Source organism: Nitrospira sp. (genome assembly GCA_035968315.1).
Taxonomy (GTDB): Bacteria; Nitrospirota; Nitrospiria; order Nitrospirales; family Nitrospiraceae; genus Nitrospira_D.
The window spans coordinates 573,977-595,757 of record JAVYIN010000005.1 but is presented as its reverse complement, the minus strand read 5'-3'; the positions used below and the strand labels follow the sequence as shown (position 1 = coordinate 595,757).

General features: G+C 60.7%; 22 protein-coding genes. 15 read left to right on the top strand and 7 right to left on the bottom strand.

Annotated elements, in window-relative coordinates:
* Positions 1-176: 176 nt before the first annotated feature.
* The 8 genes from RI101_06390 (at position 177) to RI101_06355 (ending at position 6,075) form a co-directional block, all read left to right on the top strand.
* Complete coding sequence (locus RI101_06390; GenBank protein ID MEC4889675.1) at positions 177-542, top strand: hypothetical protein; 366 nt, start codon at positions 177-179, stop codon at positions 540-542.
* Between the two features lie 41 nt (positions 543-583).
* Positions 584-1,873 (top strand): hypothetical protein, encoded by a 1,290-nt coding sequence (locus tag RI101_06385; GenBank protein MEC4889674.1) that lies wholly within the window; start codon positions 584-586, stop codon positions 1,871-1,873.
* Between the two features lie 9 nt (positions 1,874-1,882).
* Complete coding sequence (locus RI101_06380) at positions 1,883-2,581, top strand: hypothetical protein (GenBank protein MEC4889673.1); 699 nt, start codon at positions 1,883-1,885, stop codon at positions 2,579-2,581.
* 3 nt (positions 2,582-2,584) lie between these two features.
* Entirely contained in the window at positions 2,585-2,956 is a 372-nt protein-coding gene (locus RI101_06375; protein ID MEC4889672.1) for a hypothetical protein, read from the top strand.
* A gap of 10 nt (positions 2,957-2,966) precedes the next feature.
* Positions 2,967-4,247, top strand: coding sequence for an FtsX-like permease family protein (locus tag RI101_06370; GenBank protein ID MEC4889671.1), 1,281 nt, complete (start codon positions 2,967-2,969; stop codon positions 4,245-4,247).
* A 1-nt stretch (position 4,248) separates the two neighbouring features.
* Positions 4,249-4,944, top strand: a complete 696-nt coding sequence (locus RI101_06365) for an ABC transporter ATP-binding protein (protein ID MEC4889670.1) — start codon at positions 4,249-4,251, stop codon at positions 4,942-4,944.
* Positions 4,945-5,244: 300 nt separating this feature from the next.
* Positions 5,245-5,565 (top strand): hypothetical protein, encoded by a 321-nt coding sequence (locus RI101_06360; protein ID MEC4889669.1) that lies wholly within the window; start codon positions 5,245-5,247, stop codon positions 5,563-5,565.
* Positions 5,566-5,667: 102 nt separating this feature from the next.
* Positions 5,668-6,075 (top strand): hypothetical protein, encoded by a 408-nt coding sequence (locus RI101_06355; GenBank protein ID MEC4889668.1) that lies wholly within the window; start codon positions 5,668-5,670, stop codon positions 6,073-6,075.
* Positions 6,076-6,250: 175 nt separating this feature from the next.
* On the opposite strand, the gene RI101_06350 is transcribed toward RI101_06355, so the two are convergent.
* Positions 6,251-6,895: a hypothetical protein gene (locus RI101_06350; GenBank protein MEC4889667.1), complete on the bottom strand. Its 645-nt coding sequence runs from the start codon at positions 6,893-6,895 to the stop codon at positions 6,251-6,253.
* 57 nt (positions 6,896-6,952) lie between these two features.
* Positions 6,953-9,496 (bottom strand): ATP-dependent helicase HrpB, encoded by a 2,544-nt coding sequence (gene hrpB, locus RI101_06345; GenBank protein MEC4889666.1) that lies wholly within the window; start codon positions 9,494-9,496, stop codon positions 6,953-6,955.
* A gap of 51 nt (positions 9,497-9,547) precedes the next feature.
* On the opposite strand from hrpB, the gene RI101_06340 reads away from it, so the two are divergent.
* From RI101_06340 to RI101_06325, 4 genes are all read left to right on the top strand, one after another.
* Positions 9,548-9,748, top strand: coding sequence for a hypothetical protein (locus RI101_06340; GenBank protein MEC4889665.1), 201 nt, complete (start codon positions 9,548-9,550; stop codon positions 9,746-9,748).
* A 214-nt stretch (positions 9,749-9,962) separates the two neighbouring features.
* Entirely contained in the window at positions 9,963-10,646 is a 684-nt protein-coding gene (locus tag RI101_06335) for an inorganic pyrophosphatase (protein ID MEC4889664.1), read from the top strand.
* A 26-nt stretch (positions 10,647-10,672) separates the two neighbouring features.
* Complete coding sequence (locus RI101_06330) at positions 10,673-12,427, top strand: DEAD/DEAH box helicase (GenBank protein MEC4889663.1); 1,755 nt, start codon at positions 10,673-10,675, stop codon at positions 12,425-12,427.
* 188 nt (positions 12,428-12,615) lie between these two features.
* Complete coding sequence (locus tag RI101_06325; protein ID MEC4889662.1) at positions 12,616-12,744, top strand: hypothetical protein; 129 nt, start codon at positions 12,616-12,618, stop codon at positions 12,742-12,744.
* 73 nt (positions 12,745-12,817) lie between these two features.
* Here RI101_06325 and RI101_06320 read toward each other — a convergent pair whose 3' ends face one another.
* Positions 12,818-13,135, bottom strand: a complete 318-nt coding sequence (locus RI101_06320; protein MEC4889661.1) for a hypothetical protein — start codon at positions 13,133-13,135, stop codon at positions 12,818-12,820.
* 64 nt (positions 13,136-13,199) lie between these two features.
* The gene (locus RI101_06315; protein MEC4889660.1) at positions 13,200-13,634 is read right to left on the bottom strand and encodes a hypothetical protein; all 435 of its coding nucleotides are present in this window, start codon (positions 13,632-13,634) and stop codon (positions 13,200-13,202) included.
* A 260-nt stretch (positions 13,635-13,894) separates the two neighbouring features.
* Between RI101_06315 and RI101_06310 the strand changes: the two genes are divergently transcribed.
* On the top strand, positions 13,895-14,734 hold the full coding sequence (locus RI101_06310) for an aldo/keto reductase (protein MEC4889659.1): 840 nt from the start codon (positions 13,895-13,897) through the stop codon (positions 14,732-14,734).
* A 21-nt stretch (positions 14,735-14,755) separates the two neighbouring features.
* Positions 14,756-15,976, top strand: coding sequence for a TIGR03862 family flavoprotein (locus RI101_06305; protein MEC4889658.1), 1,221 nt, complete (start codon positions 14,756-14,758; stop codon positions 15,974-15,976).
* Here RI101_06305 and RI101_06300 read toward each other — a convergent pair.
* Positions 15,973-16,362, bottom strand: coding sequence for a hypothetical protein (locus tag RI101_06300; protein MEC4889657.1), 390 nt, complete (start codon positions 16,360-16,362; stop codon positions 15,973-15,975). The two genes, RI101_06305 and RI101_06300, sit on opposite strands and share 4 nt — an antisense overlap.
* A 120-nt stretch (positions 16,363-16,482) precedes the next feature.
* Here RI101_06300 and RI101_06295 point away from each other — a divergent pair, with 120 nt between their 5' ends.
* The gene (locus RI101_06295) at positions 16,483-17,064 is read left to right on the top strand and encodes a hypothetical protein (GenBank protein ID MEC4889656.1); all 582 of its coding nucleotides are present in this window, start codon (positions 16,483-16,485) and stop codon (positions 17,062-17,064) included.
* Positions 17,065-17,078: 14 nt separating this feature from the next.
* Here the strand turns inward: RI101_06295 and RI101_06290 are convergent, their stop codons facing one another.
* Both RI101_06290 and dnaE read right to left on the bottom strand, forming a co-directional pair.
* Positions 17,079-18,044: an acetyl-CoA carboxylase carboxyltransferase subunit alpha gene (locus RI101_06290; protein ID MEC4889655.1), complete on the bottom strand. Its 966-nt coding sequence runs from the start codon at positions 18,042-18,044 to the stop codon at positions 17,079-17,081.
* A 66-nt stretch (positions 18,045-18,110) separates the two neighbouring features.
* Entirely contained in the window at positions 18,111-21,572 is a 3,462-nt protein-coding gene (dnaE, locus tag RI101_06285; protein MEC4889654.1) for a DNA polymerase III subunit alpha, read from the bottom strand.
* Positions 21,573-21,781: the final 209 nt, after the last annotated feature.

Genomic DNA, 21,781 nt, shown 5'->3' with positions numbered 1-21,781 from the left:
TCCCGTCTCATTTTGGGAGGAGATGGGTATCGCCGGAGTGCTGAACAGGTATCGCCCGTGAGTCACATACGGAATGCATCATGTCTGAACGGTAGAAAAACATAGTCGGTGGGTCGGTGTCATAACCATCGGATGGTGCATCTCCACGATGCACCGCAACAAGGGAGAACCGCATCATGATGAAAATAGGGAATACTATTGTGAAAGGGTTGATCGCCATTGTGATGATCGTGGGAGTCGTGGCCTGCGCCGTCATTGCCAGTCCGCCTCAAGAGCTTGTCGCCAAAAACGATCACGGCGGGCTCGAAAATTGGTATGCGCAGGAGGCCGTCCATCTCCGCCAGCGCGCGAAGGATATGCTGGTCATGGCGGAGGAGTATCAAAAGAATCCGGGGCCAACGACACGCGGGGTGGTCTCCTCCAAGATCGACATGATTCAACATTGCCAAAATCTCGCGGCAATCTATGCCAAGGCGGCTGAAGAGACTGACGCGATGGCCATCGCGCATCGAGATATGAAGGGGCTCATGAAATCGTACTGACTGGAATCACGCACAATTGGCCGATCCTAGGCGGCAAGGACATGGTGGTGCGTGCAACAAGCCAGCAGCGACTGCTTGGCATCGTGGTGGCGCTCTTGGGGAGTCTTCTGCTTGCGCCATGTGCGGCGTGGACGATTGACGCGGCGGCGGCATCCGCGGATGGTCTGCCGTCTGCCGCGCAGTCTCACACAGCGGTTGGCGTCGAGGCCGATCCGTTCGCGGACCTCGCTGAGCTTCCGGCGCCGCAGTCCGCTCCTGAACAGGCCCCTCGCTCGTGGCAGCAGGCCTTGTTTGGCGAGAATTTCGGCTTCAGAAAGGAAGTCATGTCCCAGTTCGATATGAACGAGCGGGGCAAGTCCGCCAGCCGCCAATCCATTGGGTTCGAAGCGCTGAAAAAGTTCTCGACGGCGACGGCGACCTTGGCCAGCCTCGATTTCCAGGGACGGCTGGTGCGGCGCGATGGCTTCAATCCCGTGCTCAACGATATGGAGGGCCAGCGGCGGCCCAATTGGGCGTTCGAATATCACAACGCGTATCTGGACCTGTATAACGTTTTCAATCCTCTCTTGAGCGACAGGCAGCGCAGTGAGACGGTCGGGCAATTCAATCTTCGCGCCGGACGGTTTTATGTCCCGTTCGGGCTCAATCTCCAGACCGACACCCATGGCACGGTCCTTCAGCTGTCCAACGACCGCAATTTCGGGTTCGAGCGGGACTGGTATACCGGCTTCTGGGGTTCGATCAATTCCCATGTGAACTATGACGCCTATTATCTGGCCGGCTCTGGGTACGATCTCAAATTCAAAGGCCAGAGCGGGCTTGGCGCGCTCAGGCTCAGCTTGGCGAACAAGTACAGTTACGAATATGGATTGGAAGGCGGACTGTCGATATTGGGAGGGGAGCGGCTGTCTCCCGATGCCATCACGCGCCGCCGAGCCCTGGCCATGGATACAGGCAATGAAAGCCGCGTGGCCACCAAACGCGTCGGCCTCGATGGCCGATACCGGCAGGCCGTCCCGACCGGTCTGCTGACGGTGACTTCCGAACTGAGCGGAGGCCGCGACCTGTCCAGTGCCGTCTTCACGCAACTGTATCAGGCGGAATATCTGCACGCCTCTCGCCAATGGGGTGTCTCCACGCAATATCGGCGATTTCAGCAGGAGGGGCTTGGCGCCGATGCCTCCATCATCGGGGAAATTTCCTGGTATTTCAGGAACGACATTGGCAATTCCAACTTGCATTGGATCAAGCTTAATGTCGAACGGCAGGTCGAGCAGATGCAAGGGCCCTGTGGCACCATCATGACACTGCAATATTATTTCTATCAGTAGGAGGGGCGGATGAAGCGCATCGTCATGTTCATTTTGTTCGCCGTTCTTGCGATGCCGCAACAGGCCGTTGCGGCGATCGGGTGCACGCTGACCAATCCGGCCGAGGATCTGAAGTATTTGTATCCCGAGATGACGACGTACAAAGAGGACCTCAATGAGTTTCCTTTGCTCAAAGACGGCACCCAACTGTTCACCGCGCTGCGGGAGCGGCTGGGCAGCGATCTCGATCCGATCTATGAGACCTACGAGACGCCGTATACCGTCTACAGCGTGTTCAAAGGCCAGCAGAAGATCGGAGTCGTCCATGGCGTGAATGTGCCCGGCAAGGGTGGCGTGATTCAGGTGTTTCTGTCGATGGATTCACAGACCGGTGCGATCAGGAGGTTCTTCTTTCAGCGGCTGGAAAGCCCGGCGGCGCGCCAGTTGAGGAGCAAGGAGTTTCTGAGCCAATTCGAGGGGCTGACGCTCGGAGATTTCTACAAGCACGACTACTACGCCACGGTCGATCCGGGCGCGAAGGCCGACAAAATCGCGGCGATTGTACCGCCTGCATTCGACCCGAGCGGCAGGCCTGATTACGAGGCCTCGCTCCGCGGTATCCGCAAAAATTTAATCCTGGTCGACTTCTTCGTCTACGGAAAGAAATTCGAACCGTATTTCGAGCGCGCCAAGCAGGCGGCTGAGAAGGCGAAGGCCCGAAAGGAGTAGCGTATGAAAACAATCCTGTTCCTTTGTGCGCTTTCACTCGTCATCGGGGGGGTGCTCATCTGGTACATGGTGAGCCTGCCCAACGAGTATGGGGCATTCATGGGCGTGCCGAAGGCCGAGGTGGCCGATCTCATCGACAGGCCAAAGGACTTTCTGCACACCACCGTCGCCATTGAAGGCACGGTCAGGAAACAATGCACCACCATGGGCTGTTACTTCTTTTTCCTCTCGGGCGAGAAGGCGCTGCGGGTCGATTTGGAGCAGATCACGATGGTGGCGCCGAGGCGGAACGGGCATCGGGCTCGCGTGGAAGGGCAGATCGTGCCCTATGGCGACGGATACCAGTTTGTCGCGAGCGCGGTCGAATTCGAGTGAGGAGGATGCAATGAACGAAACAACCCAAGATCCGTTTGTGCTCCGGCGCTATCTCGTGCTGGCCGTCAAGAATCTGCGCCGGCGTCCGGTGCGCACAGGCTTAACCGTCGCCGGCGTCGCGCTGGCGGTCACGGTCGCCGTGTCGCTCGGAGGGTTTATGCTGGGGTACCGGGGCGCCATCGACAAGAGCATCAATATGCTGGGGTACCAGGTCATGATCATGGCCAAGGGCTGCCCTTACGAGGCCGCGACCATGATGCTCAAAGGCGGAACGGGGCTGCTCTATCTGCCAGGCGAAACGTACCAACAAGTAAAGAGCGATCCGGACATTGAAAGCATCACACCGATATTCATTGGGGTGGCGGAGAAGCAGGCCAGCAGCATCCGTGACGAAGGCGCGGCCAGTAACTTCACGGTTATCAGCGGTATCGATGTGCCAAGTTTCCTGATCATGAAGCCGTGGCTCGGGTTCAAGAAGGGGCCGGGGTACGCCGATGGCCGGTGGTTTACTCCTGGAAGCAAGAATGAGGTGGTGCTGGGCTTCGAGGCGGCCGAGTACGAACAACGCAAGGTTGGCGACAGCTTCTATGCCTCGATCACGCCGGCGGGCAAGCCCAACCCCGTCATGCATCAATTCACGGTCGTCGGGGTGCTGGAGCGGACCGGCACCCAGGACGACGGGACGGTGTTCCTGCCCATCGATGCGACACGGGAATATTTTAACCGGCCGAACCAGTTGACGATTCTCGGCATTAAGCTCAAGGAGTTCAGTTCGTTCAGGCTGCGCGAGTTCGAGACACGGTGGCTCAAGCTGCCGGAGGTGCAGGTGGTGGGGTTGCAGCAGGTGAAGAATACGTTGGTCAACCTGGTGGCCACAGCCCAGACCATGATCGCCGCCGTGGCCGCCATCGCCGTCATCGTCGCCCTCATCGGGGTCGTCAACACGATTCTGATGAGCGTGTATGAGCGCACGGCGGAAATCGGCATCATGAAAGCGCTTGGCGCGCGGCGGGGCAGTATCTTCCAGCTCATTTGGCTGGAAACGCTGATGGTGTGTTTTGCCGGTGCCCTGGCGGGGTCGGCAATGGCGGTCATTGCCGCAGGCCTTGTCGAGCAGGCGATCAAAGCGCTGGCCGATCTGGGCCTGTCCGGATCGATCGTGCAGATTACTCCGGCCCTCGTCGGCTACACCGTGCTCGTCGCCGTAGTGCTGGGATTCTTCGCGGGACTCTACCCTGCGTGGCGGGCATCGTCGATGCGGCCCATCGAAGCGATCGGCAAGGGAGGATGATATGCACGAGACCATCATCGAAGCCCACGGACTCAAACGGTATTACTATCGAGGCAGCGAGACGGTCAAGGCGCTGGACGGCGTGGACCTCTCCATCAGGACCGGCGAGATCGTGTCGATCCTCGGGCCATCCGGATCAGGCAAGACAACGCTCATCAACCTGCTCTCCTGCCTCGATGCGCCGACAGCCGGAATGCTCATGGTGGCCGGCCAATCAGTCGCCGGGCTCTCCGAGGACGAGTTGGTCGAGGTCAGGCGCGGCGTGCTGGGATTCGTGTTCCAACAGTTCTCATTGTTGCCGACGCTGACCGTTTCAGAGAACGTCGAACTTCCCCTGATGTTCCTGGGGCGGCAAACCGATCCTCGGAGGACTGCCGAGGTACTGAAGATGGTCGGCCTGAGCGACCGGACCACCCATTTGCCGAGAGAACTGTCGGGCGGACAGATGCAGCGGGTGGCGATCGCACGCGCGCTGATCGTGGATCCGAAGATTCTGGTGGCGGACGAGCCCACCGGGAATCTCGACAAGGCGACGGGCGAATCCATTATCGCGCTGTTCAAACATCTGGCTGCCGACAAGGGGCTGGCCATCCTCATCACCACGCACAACGCCGTATTCGGCTATGAAGCGGACCGTGCAATTACGCTGGAGGATGGCAGGATCGTCAAGGAAGAGGATCTGCGGAAGGGGAGGTGAGTCTGTATCGGGCCTACAGACTCGCAGCCTATTCATCACCGCGGTTTCACAGGCTGACCCTAGGCCTCAGCACCATTTTTCTCGCACGTGCCAGCCGATAGTGTCCCATTGTCACGATGAGTCGATTGCGCTTACAATTCATCGAAGCACTACGCACTTGCGGTTTGATCCCGGCCTCCGGCACCAACTGCAATCAGGGGGTAGGCGATGGATAGCAGGTCTTACAGCCGAAGACTTCTGACGCGCCTCAATCTGTGTGTTCTCGCCTGTGCTGCTCTGTGTGCCCTTGCCCCTCAGGCCATGGCCCAAGTCTCTCCTACACCGGCGAATCCGCAAAATCCCTCCACGCAAAGCTTGCAGGCCGGCGTTGGGACCGCTCTGACCGTCACGCCGACGGCAGGAACGACACCGTCCGTCAGCGCGGTGCAAGGTGTGGCCTCTATTTCGAGTTCCACCCGCCCGGGATCGTTACGGTCGGCGGGGCAGGGATTGCCGGGCATGCCGGGCGGTCCGCCGCTCAAAGGATCGCTCGGGTACCAAGATCCCTCTTCGGCTTATATGCGCCCGACGACGATCGGACCGCTGGTCTGCGATCCGCTGCTCGATGGGGCCTGCGACTAGCCTGTCAAAATCGTCTCTTCTCATTTTGTTCAGCTGGAATGGTATGATGAGACCGTTCAGCGGGCGAATCGTTTATTCATTTTCTATCAGGGAGTCATCACCATGAATCTGGCGCGTGACATCGTTGGTTTGTCGTTGAGCGTGGTCTTGTGTGCCGGGGCCGGCCTGGCCGCCGAACCGGCTGAAGTGGAAAAGTTCGTGAAATCCCGCATCGAGATCGGCGAGATGATGACGAACTATTTTCAGGGCGGCGAGCGGTTCAAGGAAGGCCAGCGGCCCACGCCCGAGCAGATGAAGGAAATGGGCGCGGACATCAACGCGAAACTGAGCGCGCTTCTCTCGAAGCACGGACTAACCGTCGAAGAATATCGGGCGCGCAGCAAGGACGTGTTTGCCGATGAGGCGGCGGTCAAGAAATATCTCGGCGAGCATCCTGACCTGAAGACGCGCTACGAAGCGCTTCCGCTGGATCGCATGGGGCGCGGCGGCAGCACGGGACGCGGCTACTAGCAGTTTCGCAACAAACGACTTGAGGCCGCCTGACCATGACGGTTAGGCGGCACATCATTACAGGCTATTCAGCAGGTCTCAGCTCTGCGATTCTTTTCCGTTTCACGTTTCACGTTTCACGCCTCACGTTTCACGGAATCCCCACAAGCCGCTCACGGACTGTCTTCACTGCCTATCAAGTGTGTTGCCGGTTTGAAAGGTATTCGGCACTCTGATACTCGATGACCAGGCGGCTGTGCCGATTTCCGGTGAGTTCTACTGAGATGATGCCGTTCGGCGTCTCCCAACGCGCGGCATAGCGCAAGTGGCCGATCAGCACCGCCACGCCCCAGTAATCTGGCAAAGATTGGTAGAGGTCGTTGGCCCACAACGTCTCATCTTGCAGGGGCGCTCCCAATTCTTTCATGAGCGCGGCTTTGACTGCTCCGTAATAGCCGATGAATTCGTTGAGGCCGTTGATCGGTTGTTGCAAACAACGGTACTCGCCCCGGACCAGTGCCCCATCCTTGAACTCATAGCCTTCGATGACTCCGTGGTCGGCAAGATTGCGGAGGAAGATCAGCTTGCCGCGCTCATCGCTCGCCAGGTCACCTTGCAACATCTTGCGCAGCGCCGCTTCACTCTCTCCACGATGCCGCTGCATCGTTTCCAGAAAGGCGGTTACCTGGGCCGCTATCTCGGCTTGTGTCGCGGTTTCATCATAGTCGTCGAACGGAATCTCGTAGGTGGGAGGAGGCAGAACGGTCCCAGCCTCAGCCCAGGCTAATGAGGCGGTGCTGATCAACGAGAGCCCGATCATGAAACCATTCATGGTGCGCATCGGCTCTCACCATAATGGAGAGGCGCTGATGGCCTCTATCCTACGAATGGAGGGGACTCATGAAGGGCGCCGCTTGGCTTTCGCCGTAGGCGGGGCGGTGAGGGGATCGTCTGGCCAATGGTGCTTCGGGTATCGGCCACGCAGTTCTTTTTTGACCTCGACATAGGCGGACTTCCAGAAGCTCGCGAGATCTTTGGTCACCTGCACCGGACGCCGAGCCGGTGACAGCAGATGCAGCATCACCGGCACCTTGCCATTCAGTACGCGTGGCGTATCGGTACAGCCGAACATTTCCTGCAACCGCACGGCCAACACCGGCAAGTCGGACGATTCGTAGTCCAGACGGACATGCGAGCCGCTCGGCACAGTGATCTGTGCGGGGGCCAGGCGCTCCAGTTGCCGCTGTTGCTCCCAGGTCAGCAAGGCGTGCAAGGGGGGCGTGAGATCCAGCCGCTTGACCCGCTCAAGGGTAGTGAAGCCGTCGAGGTAGGGGCCCAGCCATGTATCGAGGGTCTGGAGCAGATGCTCGTTGGAGAGGTCCGGCCAGGGAGACTCCGGCCCGGTCATGCGCCGAAGGAATTGGACGCGCGCCCGCCATTGTTGCAGCTCCGGCGTCCAGGCCAATGGATCGAGGCCCTTCTCTGCGAGGCCTTGCAAGAGCGCGGTCACGATCAGCGACGGCTCGGGCTTCGACAGGGATTGCTCGGCCAGCACCAGGCTCCAGAGCTGCCGCTGCCGAGAGGCGCGGACAGCTTGCGTCTTCTCGTCCCACACCACGGCGTCCGAGATGCGTATCTCATGCTGATAGAGCTGTTCGATGTCGGCCAGCGTCACCGGCGCGGCCAGGTCGATGCGCGCCCACTGGGTGGCGCCGTCCAGCTCGGCGATGACGAGATACGGTTCCCCCGCCAGGGGATCGGGATTCGGAAACACGGCCCCTCGCCCGTTGGCCATGCGATAGCGCCGATCCATGCCGGGCTGCCGCTGGGCGATGCGATCGGGGTAAGCGAGGGCGAGCAGGATGCCCGCTGCGTCATGGTCGCGAGGTTGCTCGGCCGGCGGTGCGCCGGACAAGCGGGCGAGATGGTGCCGCCAGAGGTCCGCGGTGCGCCGGATGCGCTGTATCGCGCCACGATCGACCGTCGCGCCCCCGGCATGGTCCTGTATGCCGTGGAGGAGATCGAGCCGCAGACGCAGGTCGGCGTTCCGCCAGCCGGGTGGCCCGCGCAGGACATCCCGCTCACTGAGCAACGCCGCCAGGTCGCAGGCCAGCGATGTCAGGCGCAGCGGGAGGGATTGGAGAAGCATATGCGCCAATCGCGGGTGGATGGGCAGGTCAGCCATCTTGCGGCCATGGGCGGTGATGGCACCTGTGGCATCGAGCGCGCCCAGGCGGGTGAGCAAGTCGTTCGCCTGCGCGACGGTTCCTGACGGTGGCGGCGTGAGCCAGGACAACTCCGAGGGATCGGCGGTCCCCCAGAGGGCCAGATCGAGCATGAGCGGCGCCAGATCGGCGTCCAACATTTCCGGGGGGCGGCGCGGGGTGAGCGCAGCCTGTTCAGAGACCGTCCATAATCGGTAGCAGACCCCCGGCTCCAAGCGACCGGCCCGGCCCCGGCGCTGGTCGGCGGAATCTTGGGTTACGCGAATGGTGTCGAGCCTGGTCAATCCGGTACGCGGGTCGAAACGGGGGACACGCAAGAGCCCGGCATCGATCACGACGCGCACGCCGTCGATGGTCAAGCTGGTTTCCGCAATCGAGGTGGCCAATACGACTTTGCGTGTGCCGACGGGAGCCGGTGCGATGGCGAGATCCTGCGCGGCTTGCGGCAGATCGCCATGGAGGGGCGCCACAAGAATAGCCGGGCCGAGGCTGGCCTCCAGCAACATCCGTTCAACGCGGCGAATCTCCGCCATGCCGGGCAGAAAGACGAGCAGGCTGCCGCTGTCTTGCGCCAACGACCGGCGGATCATCTGTGAGACCGCCTTATCGAGATGTCCGGCCATCGGCTGCTCGAGATAGCGGGTCTCGACGGGAAACATGCGGCCTTCGCAAGTGATCACCGGCGCCTCGCCAAGCAGCGTGGCAATGGCCTCCACATCGAGCGTGGCGGACATGACGAGCAGACGCAGGTCGGGGCGGAACAGGCGCTGCGATTCCAGACAGAGGGCGAGGCCCGTGTCCGCCTGGAGGCTGCGCTCGTGAAATTCGTCGAAGAGCACCGCGCCATAGGCGCTGAGCGACGGGTCCTGTTGGAGGAGGCGCGTCAGGATGCCTTCGGTCACGACTTCGATGCGGGTCTTCGGCCCGATCTTGCTGTCGAGCCGCATGCGATAGCCCACGGTGGCGCCGACCTGTTCATTCATGGCCGTTGCCATCCGATGCGCCGCCGCGCGGGCGGCCAGCCGCCTGGGTTCGAGGAGCAACAGCTTGTTGCCGCCCAGCCAGGAGGCCGTGAGCAGCGCCGGCGGCACGCCCGTCGTCTTCCCGGCGCCGGGCGGCGCCGTCAGGACGGCATTGGGGGTGCGGGCCAAGGCCGCACAGAGAGTCGGCAACACATCTTCTATTGGGAGCCGAGACGTGATAGTGTGTGGGTTCATGAGAGGCAGACTCTAGCAGACTGCCACGGCAAGCACGAGAGGATTGCGGAGATGACGGGCTATCGGTGGACCACGGACAAGCCGGCGGCGGCTGGGTGGTACTGGTATAGAGGGTTAGCCCACGAAGCGGATCCGTTCATCGTCCAAGTGGATGCGTTGGGCCAGTTTCAGTGGCCTGACGGCGGATATCAAGAAGTCACATTGGCGAAAGGCGAATGGGCCGGGCCCATTCAGGAGCCCGAGGGGGCCTAGCCGTTCGACATATCCCTGTCCGTTTCTTGTCGTTCCTTACAACAGCGGTCGGTCGCCGAATCCTGCCGGTCGATGCAGTGGCACGCAGGCTCGGCGCGATCTATCGGTATGCCGTTTCCGTGCACAGGCTGCGGACGGGTGTCTCGCACGAGCCTTGAGTGATGCGCGGCGGCAACGGTCAATGTGTTCAGGCACTGCATTAGAGGAGGAAAGAATGGGGCGTTCCGGAATGGATCCGATTCAGCGACTGATGAGTTTGATGTTCAAGGCGCATCCCTGGCATGGAGTCTCGATCGGCGAGAAGGCGCCGGACGTCGTCACCAGCTATATCGAAATCGTGCCCACCGACACGGTGAAGTACGAAGTGGATAAAGACAGCGGATTCCTCAAGGTGGACCGCCCGCAGCGCTTTTCCAATTTTTGTCCCGTCTATTACGGACTCATCCCGCAAACCTTTTGCGGCGAAAAAGTGGCGGCCTTGTTCGCGAAGCGCGCGAAACGCAAAAACATGGTGGGCGACGGCGATCCGCTCGACATCTGCGTGCTGACGGAAAAGACGATTGCCCATAGCGATATTCTGCTCACGGCGATTCCCATCGGCGGGTTCAGCATGGCCGACGGAGGGGAAGCCGACGATAAGATCATCGCCGTGATGAAGGACGATGCGGCCTACGGCAATATCCGGGACATCAAGGATTGTCCGATCGCGCTGATCGATCGGTTGCAGCATTATTTTCTCACCTACAAGCAGGCTCCGGGATCGGTTCAGCACAAAGTGGAGATTACGAGCCTGTACGGCCGCGATGAAGCGATGAAGGTCATCCGCGCCAGTCATGCGGACTATCGCGCCAAGTTTCCTGAGCTGGAATCGCTCTGGCCGAAACAGATGGCGCAGTAATGTCAGAAAAGGATACGACAGGCTCTATGAAACACGACACGATCGACCCGTCCACCGCCACGGCCGTCCATGGCTTTTCCCCCGGCTTTGCCGCACTCGGCCTCGAAGCGTCGCTGCTGGCGACGTTGGATGCGCTGGGGTATGAAGAACCCACGCCGATTCAGCGCGAATCGATTCCACCGCTGCTGGCCGGGAAGGATCTGCTGGGACAAGCCGCCACGGGCACGGGCAAGACGGCATCGTTCGCATTGCCGCTCTTGCAGCGGCTGGCCCATGGCCCCAAGCAACGGCCGGGCGCGCTCATTCTGGTGCCGACACGCGAACTGGCCATTCAGGTGGGTGAGGCACTGCAGCGCTACGGCAAGGAGCTCCGGACCTCGGTGCTGGCGATTTACGGCGGCGCGGCGATCGGCCCGCAGTTATACGCCCTGAAGCGCGGCGTGGACGTGGTCGTGGCGACGCCGGGACGGGCGCTGGATCACCTGCGGCGCAATACGCTGCAACTGAAGCACATTCAAATGGTGGTCTTGGACGAAGCGGACGAAATGCTCGACATGGGTTTCGCCGACGATCTCGACGCCATCCTCGAACAAACGCCGGCCACGAAACAGACGGCCTTGTTCTCCGCCACGATGCCGCCGCGCATCAAGTCGATCGCCCATCGCCATCTCAAGAATCCGGTCGAGATCACGATTGCCAAGGAGCCGGTCAAGGCCGGATCCGCGCCCAAGGTCCAGCAAACGGCCTATATCGTCTCGCGCCCCTATCGGGCGGCGGCGTTAGCACGAGTCCTGGATATGGCGGGGCCCAAATCAGCCCTGGTCTTCTGCCGCACCCGCGTGGAAGTGGACGAAGTCACGGTGATGCTGACCAGCCGCGGCCATCGGGCGGAAGCCATTCATGGCGGCATGAGCCAGCCGCAGCGCGACCGCGTAATGCAATCCTTCAGGAGTGGGCAGACCGAGCTGTTGATCGCCACCGATGTGGCGGCGCGCGGCCTGGATATTCCCAGCGTGTCGCACGTCATCAACTACGATTTGCCGTCATCCGCTGAAGTCTATGTGCACCGCATCGGCCGAACGGGCAGGGCGGGTCGCGAAGGCGCGGCGATCACGATCATCGATCCGCGCGAGCATCGCTTCTTGCGCAACATCGAGCAGCTCACGAAGGCCAGAGTCGTGGTGGCCCCGGTGCCGTCGGTCTCCGACCTCCGCACGAAGCGAGTGGAGCGCACCTTATCGTCGATTCGCGAGGTACTGACGGCTGGGGATTTGGAGCATTTCCGCACCGTGGTCACGACCCTGGCGCAGGATTTTGAAGTGATCGATGTCGCCGCCGCGGCCATGAAGCTGGCGCATCAGGGACAGGCCGGTGAGCGGGACGAAGCTGAAATTCCCGCCGTACCAGTGCGCCCGCAGGCGCCGGAGTATCGGCCCTCGCAGCGCCCGATGGGACGGCCTGACGACCGCTATCGTGGCGGGCCTGCCAGGCCCAGCGAACGGCCGGCCATGGGCAGGCCGGTGCGCAGTAGTGGGCGGGCTCCAGGCATGGCCCGAATCTATATCGGCGCCGGCCGCGAGGCGGGGATTCGCCCGGGCGATCTCGTCGGCGCCATTGCGAACGAAGCCAAGCTGAGTGCGAGCATGATCGGCGGCATCGAAATTGAGAGCCGGTTTTCACTCGTCGATGTGCCGGAGGCGATGGCCCAAGGCATTATCCAGACGCTGGGACGCACCAGAATCAAAGGACAAAAAGTTCCGGTCAGGATTTTCCGCGACTAAGCAACGGACCGGCACGCCGGCCGGGCCGATCAGACAATGACGCCGTGCGCTCGCCCGGTCGTGCGCGCGCGTCGTTGTTGCCGGTTGGTGATCGCCCGATCGCTGGCATTCCCTCTCAGGCCCCTCTTTTGAGGACTACCCCTGCGGCCATCGATAGGATAGGGTGAAGCGCATCGGGAGGGAATGCCATGACGGATTTTGAAGAGACCAGTCTGCTGATGAGTGTGTTGGCCCTGGCGGGGATTGCCGTGATGGCCGATCGGCCGCTGGAAGCGACCTGTGAACGGTTCCTGGAGTGGTTCAGACCGCGCGGCTAATCTTCCTGTGTGCTTCTCGCCTGTCCCCCGAATCGAATGTGCTCATGATTCCGAGACCTCTGTGACGGCGTGGCTATTCCCCTTGGATGTCGAGCACGTACCGGGGCGGAGGCGCCTGCGCGTCGTCTGGCGGCAGAATTCGGCAGGGAGGAATGTCGGCCTGCAGGCGTTTGAGGAGGCGGGGCACTTTCAGCGCAGCGGGAATCTCGCACACCCAGACATGCATGCCCGATGCGGACTCATCAAAGTGCCGCTGAACGCGAAACCCCGGATGCTCCATGAAGTAGGCCGACAAGAATCCCGTGATGGCCTGCATCACCCACGGGTTGGCCGTGAGATAGCGCTGGCTGACGGCCAGCTCGGCATTGAGATGAGGGGTTTCGGCATTCATGGCCGGCAGAGTGTAGCGCCTGGGTGCGGCCGCCGCAAGCGTGCCGTTGAGGGCCGTTGCCGATTCACGAGGAGGCCTGAGGCTCGTTCGGCCAGGGGAAACGAAGCGACTGCGGGGTATCGGCCTGGTGTTCATAGGTGCGCAGCCGCACGAACAACTCAATCGCCGTCGGTTTCCCTTGCTCCTGATGCAGCCGATATTCAATCTGGCGCGGATCCGACATGGTCGGCTCACAGAAAAAGCCCCATCTGACATAGGGCTTGCCTTTCGCGCCGGCTTCCCGGGCCTTTGTCTCAACCGCCGCCGGTTCAAACGTGGCTCCTTCCGTGTGGGTCGATTTGATTTTCATCCGCCAGGCCTTGGAATCTCGATCGTGTTCTGTATAGACGAGAAACGCATATTCACTGTTGAGGACGGCATCATAGACGACCAGATAGCCCAGTTGATGATAGGTGCGCGCATGATCGTCGGCAGGGACTTCGAGCAGGGGTTTCAACATGAGCGCTCCTTCTTATTCCGGTAGAGGGGACAGATTCCACGAAGCATCGTGGAAAGACCGGACGATGATGACATTCTCAGGCCGCTGATTTCCACTGGTCATGCGAGCAGGTTCTGCATCTGTGAGCCTGAACACCGAGCTTTCGGATTGTGCGGGGCTTCAGTATACTGACAGCTATTCCACACAGGGGAATGGACACGCTTCACAGAAGGCACGCTCTCAAGCCTGCTCATAGAATCGGTGCGATTGGAGTCGAGGATATGGCGATCACAGCCTACAACGGCATCACGGTTCCGGCATTCATGTATGGCACCGCGTGGAAGAAAGAGGCCACGACCCGGCTGGTGCAACTGGCGGTTGCGTCCGGGTTTCGGGCGATCGACACCGCGAATCAGTTGATCCATTACCAGGAAGCGCTGGTGGGCGACGCGCTGTTGGAACTGGCGAAGCAGGGCATTGCTCGGGACACACTGTTTCTTCAGACCAAGTTTACCTCAGTCGATGGGCAGGATCATCGGACTCCCTACGATGCCAAGGCCGACCTCACCACGCAGGTGCATCAGTCCTTCCAGAGCTCGTTGGCCCATCTGCACACGGACTATCTGGACTCCTATGTGCTGCACGGTCCCTATTCCAGACGTGGGTTAGGGAATGCGGATTGGGAAGTCTGGGCCGCCATCGAAGCGCTCTACGATTCCGGCAAGACCAAGATGATCGGCATCAGCAATGTCTCCGCTGAACAGTTGTCCTTGCTCTGCGCCAAGGCCCGGCACAAGCCGATGGTGGTGCAGAACCGCTGCTACGCGGCCTTCGGGTGGGACAAAGCCGTGCGAGAGATTTGCAAGGCTGAGCATATTATTTATCAAGGCTTTTCCCTTCTGACGGCCAACCGGGAAGTCTTTGTCGATCCAGCGGTGCGCGCCATGGCGGTGACGCATGAAACCGGACTCGCGCAGATTGTCTTTCGGTTCGCGATGCAGATCGGCATGTTGCCGCTCACCGGCACCAGCAATCCCCCGCACATGACAGAGGATCTCGCGTGCGATCAGTTCACCCTCTCACCAGACGAGCTGCACGCCATCGAGACGATCGGCCTGTAAGTTTGTGAAGTGGATCTTTCTATGAACATTGCAATCATCGGTGGCGGTCCGGCCGGGCTCATGGCTGCGGAGGCCGCGCGCGCCGGCGGAGCGCAGGTCGATCTCTATGACGCGATGCCCTCCGTGGGCCGCAAGTTTCTCCTCGCCGGCAAAGGCGGGCTGAATCTCACCCATTCGGAACCGCTGGAACCGTTTCTCGCCCGGTATGGGGCCAGGCGGGCACAGATCGCCCCGCTACTGGCGGCGTTCGGCCCAGAGGCGCTACGTGCCTGGGTGGGGGAGTTCGGCATTGAAACATTTGTCGGTTCCTCCGGCCGCGTATTTCCCAAAGATATGAAGGCGGCTCCGCTGCTGCGGGCCTGGTTGCGCCGCTTGCGCCAGGCCGGCGTCATCTTTCACACCCGGCATCGCTGGTCAGGCTGGACGGAAGACGGGGGACTCACTTTTTCCACGCCGCAAGGCGTCACCACCGTGCAGGCTGATGCGGTGGTGCTCGCGCTCGGTGGCGGAAGCTGGCCGGCCCTGGGTTCCGATGGCGGGTGGGTTCCGCTGCTCCGGCAGCGCGGCGCGGTAGTGACGCCGTTGCGTCCTGCGAATTGCGGATTCGATGTGGCCTGGACCGAGCATTTCAAAAGCAAGTTTGCCGGACAGCCGGTGAAGTCGGTGGCCTTGAAGATTCTGACCCCGACCGGCGGGGAGTGCTGGCAGCAGGGCGAATTCGTCGTGACGACCACGGGGGTGGAGGGCGGGGTGATCTATGCGATGTCGTCCCTCCTGCGGGATGAGATTCTCGCCAAGGGGACCGCGACCATGCGGCTCGATCTGGCGCCTGATCGCGACCTCTCCCGTTTGACGAACGAGCTCTCACGCCCGCGCGGCAAACGGACGATGGCGACGCACCTGGACCGCCGGGTCGGCATATCAGGGGTGAAGGCGGGATTGCTGCGTGAAGTGGTGTCGAAAGAGGATTTTACCGATCCGGCCAAGCTGGCCGCCGCGATCAAATCGCTGCCGATTACGCTCCTCGCGCCCAGGCCGCTGGATGAGGCGATCAGCACGGCCGGCGGCGTGGCGTTTGAAGTGCTGGATGCGCGGCTGATGCTGCGGGATGTGCCGGGTGTGTTCTGCGCCGGCGAGATGCTGGATTGGGAAGCCCCGACCGGCGGCTATCTGCTGACCGCCTGTTTCGCGAGCGGTCGGGTAGCCGGAGCAGGTGCGGTGGAATGGCTAAAGTCACGCTAGTTGGGCCGGTCGATGAAAATATCGACAATCCCGCCCTTCGGGGCAAGCCCTAGTGAGACCCGTCCGGCGAAGGCCTGATGGGTCCAGTTCATGCCGTCGAGGCTCGACCAATCCTTATAGATGTAGAGTCCCTGGGTCAGTTGGATCTGCAGATTGGTTTCACCAGGCTGCAGCACCAACGGACCTTTCACGGACACGTGGATCGGGATCGTTTTCCCGGCTGGCACATGCAGCACATAGTTCTTATCCGCCGGCTCCGGCTTGCCGATTTCAATGACCGGCACTCGTTTCATAATGTCTTCAGGCGGGCCGCCCATCGCCGCACAACCAGCGAGAAACGTCAGGACGGGAAGCAGCGCCGAAGCCGGGTGTCTCATCGAAGCCATAGATCCTCCAGTATTGTCTTGGCCCCATCCTATTCAGAGTCCCCATATCCTGCAAGGCGGAACGAGAATCTGACAGTCTTCACCTTCAATTCGCTCAGAGAAGCATGCTAGGCTACCCGCATGATGCTGCCAAAAAGTTGTGAACGGGCGATCCTCGAACGATTCTTACGCGCCGAAGCCATGGCCCTCTGGGCCGTGCGGGCCGCGCAGTTGCGCGATGTGCCGCCGAATGTGCAGGCCTTCCTCAAACAGCACGAAGCGGATGAACTGGATCATCTGCAGCAGTTTGAAACGATGCTGGGTCATCAGTCGCGCGGACGCGAGGTGCTGCCGACCGTGCCGCAGCAATGGCCGGCCCTGGCCGTGTTGCTCTTTGGTTATGAGGCGCTCGGATTGGAGTTTGCCAAATTGCTGGTCGGGCTTCGTCCGGACATGGCGGCGATCGTGGAGGACGAGGAAACGCACGTCGGGTTTTTTGAGCGGGAGCTGCGGAAGATTCTCGAACATGACGCGGTGGGGGCAGAGCAAGCCAGAGTCTCAGCCAATGCCTGGTGGCGGAAATTGCCCCGCACGGTCGATCGCTATCTTCAGGATGAGGAGCTGGATGTCTGCCGGACAGACGTACGCGCCATGATGTTAGCGGCCATTCAACAGCGGTTCATCGCAGTGGGGTTACAGGCGCAGAGCGAGATATCAAATTGAAGGTCCCACGCCGCTTACGTGAGGGCAACTAACCCATTCACCGCGCCGATCTTGCGATATTTCTGATCGCGCTGGGTGAGTAATTGGTCGGCTGACAGGTCGGTGAGCTGGAAGAGTTGGTTGGTGAGCACTTTGCCGACTCGCTCGCACATGGCTTTGGGGTCGCGATGGGCGCCGCCGAGCGGTTCGGAAATAATTTCGTCGATTACGCCAAGCTCGAGCAGATCGTTCGCGGTGATTTTCAGCGCGGCAGCCGCATCGGGCACTTTCGCCGGGTTGTCCCAGAGAATCGCGGCACAGCCTTCCGGGGAAATCACGGAATAGACGGAATGTTCCAGCATCATCACGCGGTCCGATACGCCCAAGGCCAGGGCGCCGCCGCTGCCGCCTTCTCCAATCACCACGGAAAGAATCGGGACGGTCAGGCGGGACATGACGAGTAGATTATGGGCGATGGCTTCGGCTTGCCCGCGCTCTTCGGCGCCGATGCCGGGATAGGCCCCCGGAGTATCGATAAAGGTGATGATCGGCCGGTTGAACTTTTCCGCCATTCGCATCAGGCGCAGGGCTTTCCGGTAGCCTTCCGGGTTGGGCATGCCGAAGTTCCGCTGCATCCGCTCTTTGAGCGTCTTGCCCTTTTGATGGCCGATGATCATGACCGTCCGGTCGTTGAACCGGGCGAACCCGCCGACAATAGCTCGGTCGTCGCCAAAGGAACGGTCGCCGTGAAACTCCAGAAAGCCACGGCAGAGTTCGTTGATATAGTCGATGGTGCTGGGGCGCTGGGGATGCCGGGCCAGCTGGGTGCGCTGCCAGGGAGTCAGGGACCCATAGAGTTCGTGTTCGGCTTGGGCGATTTTCCCGCGCAGTTTGCGGATTTCTTCCTGGGTCGAAGATTTTCCTGAATTGGCTGCCGCCAGCTTTTCGATTTTTTCTTCCAGCTCGCGGATCGGCTTTTCAAATTCAAGGTAGTCGCGCATAGTCGTTGTCGTACCCGGTTGATCAATGGGTGGGGTCTTCGCCAATGGTACCCCCAATTACGTACGCTAAGATAGCAAAGAAAGGGCCCCTTTGCCTAGCACTTCTTCAACATCCGCGACAAAGTATTCACTGGGGGTCACGGTCAGATTCGGGAGCGGCTGGGTGTCCGCTTCGAGCGTGCCGTTCATTTGAAAGGTCAGGGAGATAGCCGTGCCTCCTGGGTAGCGTTTGAAGATGTCGCGCAGCCGAGGCAGTTGCTCGCCGACATCAGGCCGGTCGGTGAGCCGAATGTGAACGCGCTTGATGGACTGCATCTGCACGTCGGCGAGCGGTTCGATCTTCACGCCGCGCAGCTTGGTCCCTTTATCGCCCCGATCGACCGTCCCGACCAGCCGTACCACGCGTTCCGGGGCAATCAAGTCGCCAGCGGTTCTGAAGAGGTCCGGGAACGCGATGGCTTCGACGGTGCCGTGCAAGTCCTCTAAAGTGAGATAGGCCATCCGGTCGCCCTTCTTCGTGACCATGCTCTTGACCGAGGCAATGATGCCGCAGAGTTTGACTTCTTTTCCATCGGCCACGTCCCCCAGGCTGATCGTCGTGGCGGTGGACAGGGCCTTGATGGTGGCTTCGTAGCGCGTGAGCGGGTGGGCGGTGATGTAGAAACCGGTCAGTTCGCGCTCGTACTTCAAGCGCTGCGCCTGGTCCCATTCGGCGATGTTGGGCAGCGGCGGCGTGGCCATGGCTGTACCGGTGTCTTGCGCCTGGAACTCTTCGCCGAAAATGCTGGTCTGCCCCAGGTCCCGTTCCCGCTGCGCGGCGGCCCCGTCTTCGACGGCTTGGTCGAGCACGGCCATGAGCTGCGAGCGTTTCGCGCCGGTCGAATCGAACGCGCCGGCCTTGATCAATCCTTCCAATGTGCGCTTGTTGACCTTGTGCAAATCCACGCGCCGGCAAAACTCGAAGAACGACGTGAACGGGCCGGTGTCGTTGCGAATGGCAATGATCGATTCGACGGCGCCTTCGCCGACATTCTTGATGGCCGCCAAGCCGAACCGGATCACGCCATCGACGACCGCGAAATGCTTTTTGCTCGCGTTGATGTCCGGACCGAGCACCTTGATGCCGAGATCGCGGCATTCGGTGAAGTACCCGACGATCTTATCCTGGTTGCCCATGTCGGTCGTCATGAGGGCGGCCATGAACTCGGTCGGGTAGTGGGCCTTCAAGTAACCGGTGTGATAGCAGACCACGGCATAGGCCGCGGCGTGCGACTTGTTGAACCCGTAGCCGGCGAACTTCTGGATCAGCTCGTAGAGCTTCTCGGCCTTTTTCTCCGCGATCCCCTTGGTCTTGGCGCCTTCCAGAAACTTGACGCGCAGCTTCTCCATCTCCTCCGGCTTCTTTTTGCCCATGGCCCGGCGGAGAATGTCAGCTTGTCCCAGCGAGAAGCCCGCCACCTTGTTGGCGATGGCCATGACCTGTTCCTGATAGACGATGACACCATAGGTGTCTTTCAGGATCGGCTCGAGCTCGGGCGTTTCGTAGGTGATCGGAATCTTGCCCTGCTTGCGTTTGATGAAGTCGGGGATCAGGTCCATGGGACCGGGGCGATAGAGCGCGATGATGGCGATGATGTCTTCGAACCGGTCCGGTTTCAGGCCGGTGAGCAAATCGCGCATCCCGGAGCTTTCCAGCTGGAACAAGCCGGTGGTCTTCCCGGATGAGAGGAGCGCAAAGGTTTTCGGATCGTCGAAGGGCAGCTGATCGACCGCCAGCGGCGGATCGTTCGGATGGCTGTCATTGATCAGCGCTTCGGCGCGGCGGATCATCGTGAGCGTTTTGAGGCCGAGGAAGTCGAACTTCACCAGGCCGATTTTCTCGACGTCCCCCATCGAGTACTGGGTCACGATTTCGTCGTTGGCCCCCTTGTAGAGCGGGACATGATCGGTGAGGGGGCCTTCTGAAATCACGACACCGGCGGCATGCGTCGAGGCGTGGCGCGCCAGGCCCTCCAGCGATTGCGCGACTTTCATGAGTTCGGCGATTCTGGTGTCGGTCTCGACGAGTTCGCGGAGCTTCGGTTCTTGCTCAAGGGCCTGCTGCAAGGTCATATTCAACTGATTAGGAATCAGCTTGGCGACTTTGTCGGCTTCGGCGTAGGGGATTTCCAGCACCCGGCCGACATCGCGAATCGCGGCCTTGGCGCCGAGCGTTCCAAACGTGATGATCTGCGCCACGTGGTCGGTCCCATACTTCTCGACCACGTAGTTGATCACTTCGCCACGGCGATCCATGCAGAAGTCCATGTCGATATCGGGGAGCGACACGCGCTCGGGATTCAGGAACCGCTCGAAGAGGAGCGTGTAAACCAGCGGATCGAGATCCGTGATGCGCAAGGCATAGGCCACCAGGCTGCCGGCGGCTGAGCCGCGGCCCGGTCCGACGGGAATGCCGCGTGAGCGGGCAAAGCGGATGATGTCCCACACGATCAGGAAATACCCGGCAAAGCCCATCGAGCAGATCACCATCAGCTCTTCACGCAGGCGCAGTTCATAGGCGGCGGAGGGAATCTGGCTGGGGCGCTCCTTGAGGCGCGCCTTCAATCCCGCAATCGCCAGTTCTTCGACGTACGATTCGCGGGTGTAGCCCTCCGGCACTTTGTACTGCGGGAGATAGGTCTTGTTGAGCGGCAGATCCAGCTTGCAGTCATCGGCGATCCGGCAGGTATTGCTCACCGCGCCGGGAAATTCGGCGAAGGCCGGAGCGATTTCCTCGGTCGATTTCACATAGAGCTGGTCCGTGTCGAATTTCATCCGGTTCGGGTCGCTCAAGGTCTTGCCCGTCTGGAGGCAGAGCATGAGCTCGTGCGGATGCGAATCTTCTTTTTTGAGATAGTGGCAGTCGTTCGTCCCGGCCATTGGAATATCGAGCTTCTTATGGATCTCGATCAAGCCGGCATTGGCGATCCGCTGGTGGTCGAGGCCATTGGCCTGGACTTCAAGGTAGAAGCGGTCTTTCCCGAAAATCTCCTGGAATTCCCCCGCCACGGCCATCGCGCCGGCCATATCTTTCTGGCCGATCAGGTAGGGAATTTCTCCGCTGAGACAACCGGACAGGGCGATGAGCCCTTCGTGATGCTCCTTGAGAATTTCCTTATCCATCCTAGGCTTATAATAGAATCCTTCAAGATATGCTTTACTGACGAGCTTGATAAGGTTTTGGTAGCCAGTCAGGTCGCTGGCGAGCAAAATCAGATGGTAGTAATCGTTGTGTGCGAGCCCGCTGTCTTTCTTCGCATGGCGGCTGCCCAAGGCCATATAGGCTTCGCAGCCGATGATCGGCTTCACCCCGGCCTCTTTGGCCTTCCGGTAAAACTCGATTGCGCCGAACATGTTGCCATGGTCGGTCATGGCGACCGCCGGCTGGTTGAACGCCTTGATCTGCTGGACAAGCGGCTCGATCTGATTCGCGCCGTCAAGCAGGCTGAATTGGGTATGGAGATGGAGATGGACGAAGGACGAAGCCATGGAGGATTCTAGGAGGGCAGGGAAGGGGAAGTCAAACGGACATTCGACCGTGTACAGCGCCACCAGCTCAACATGGTATCGCCGTCACACTGAACATCAACAAGCCCTGGCGCGCACTCGCGTGAATGGATCCAGTGCCTGTTCTTGCACTTATCGGAAGCCATTTGCTATTCTTCAGCCCGCCTTCCAAGACGTGACCTACTCACTAT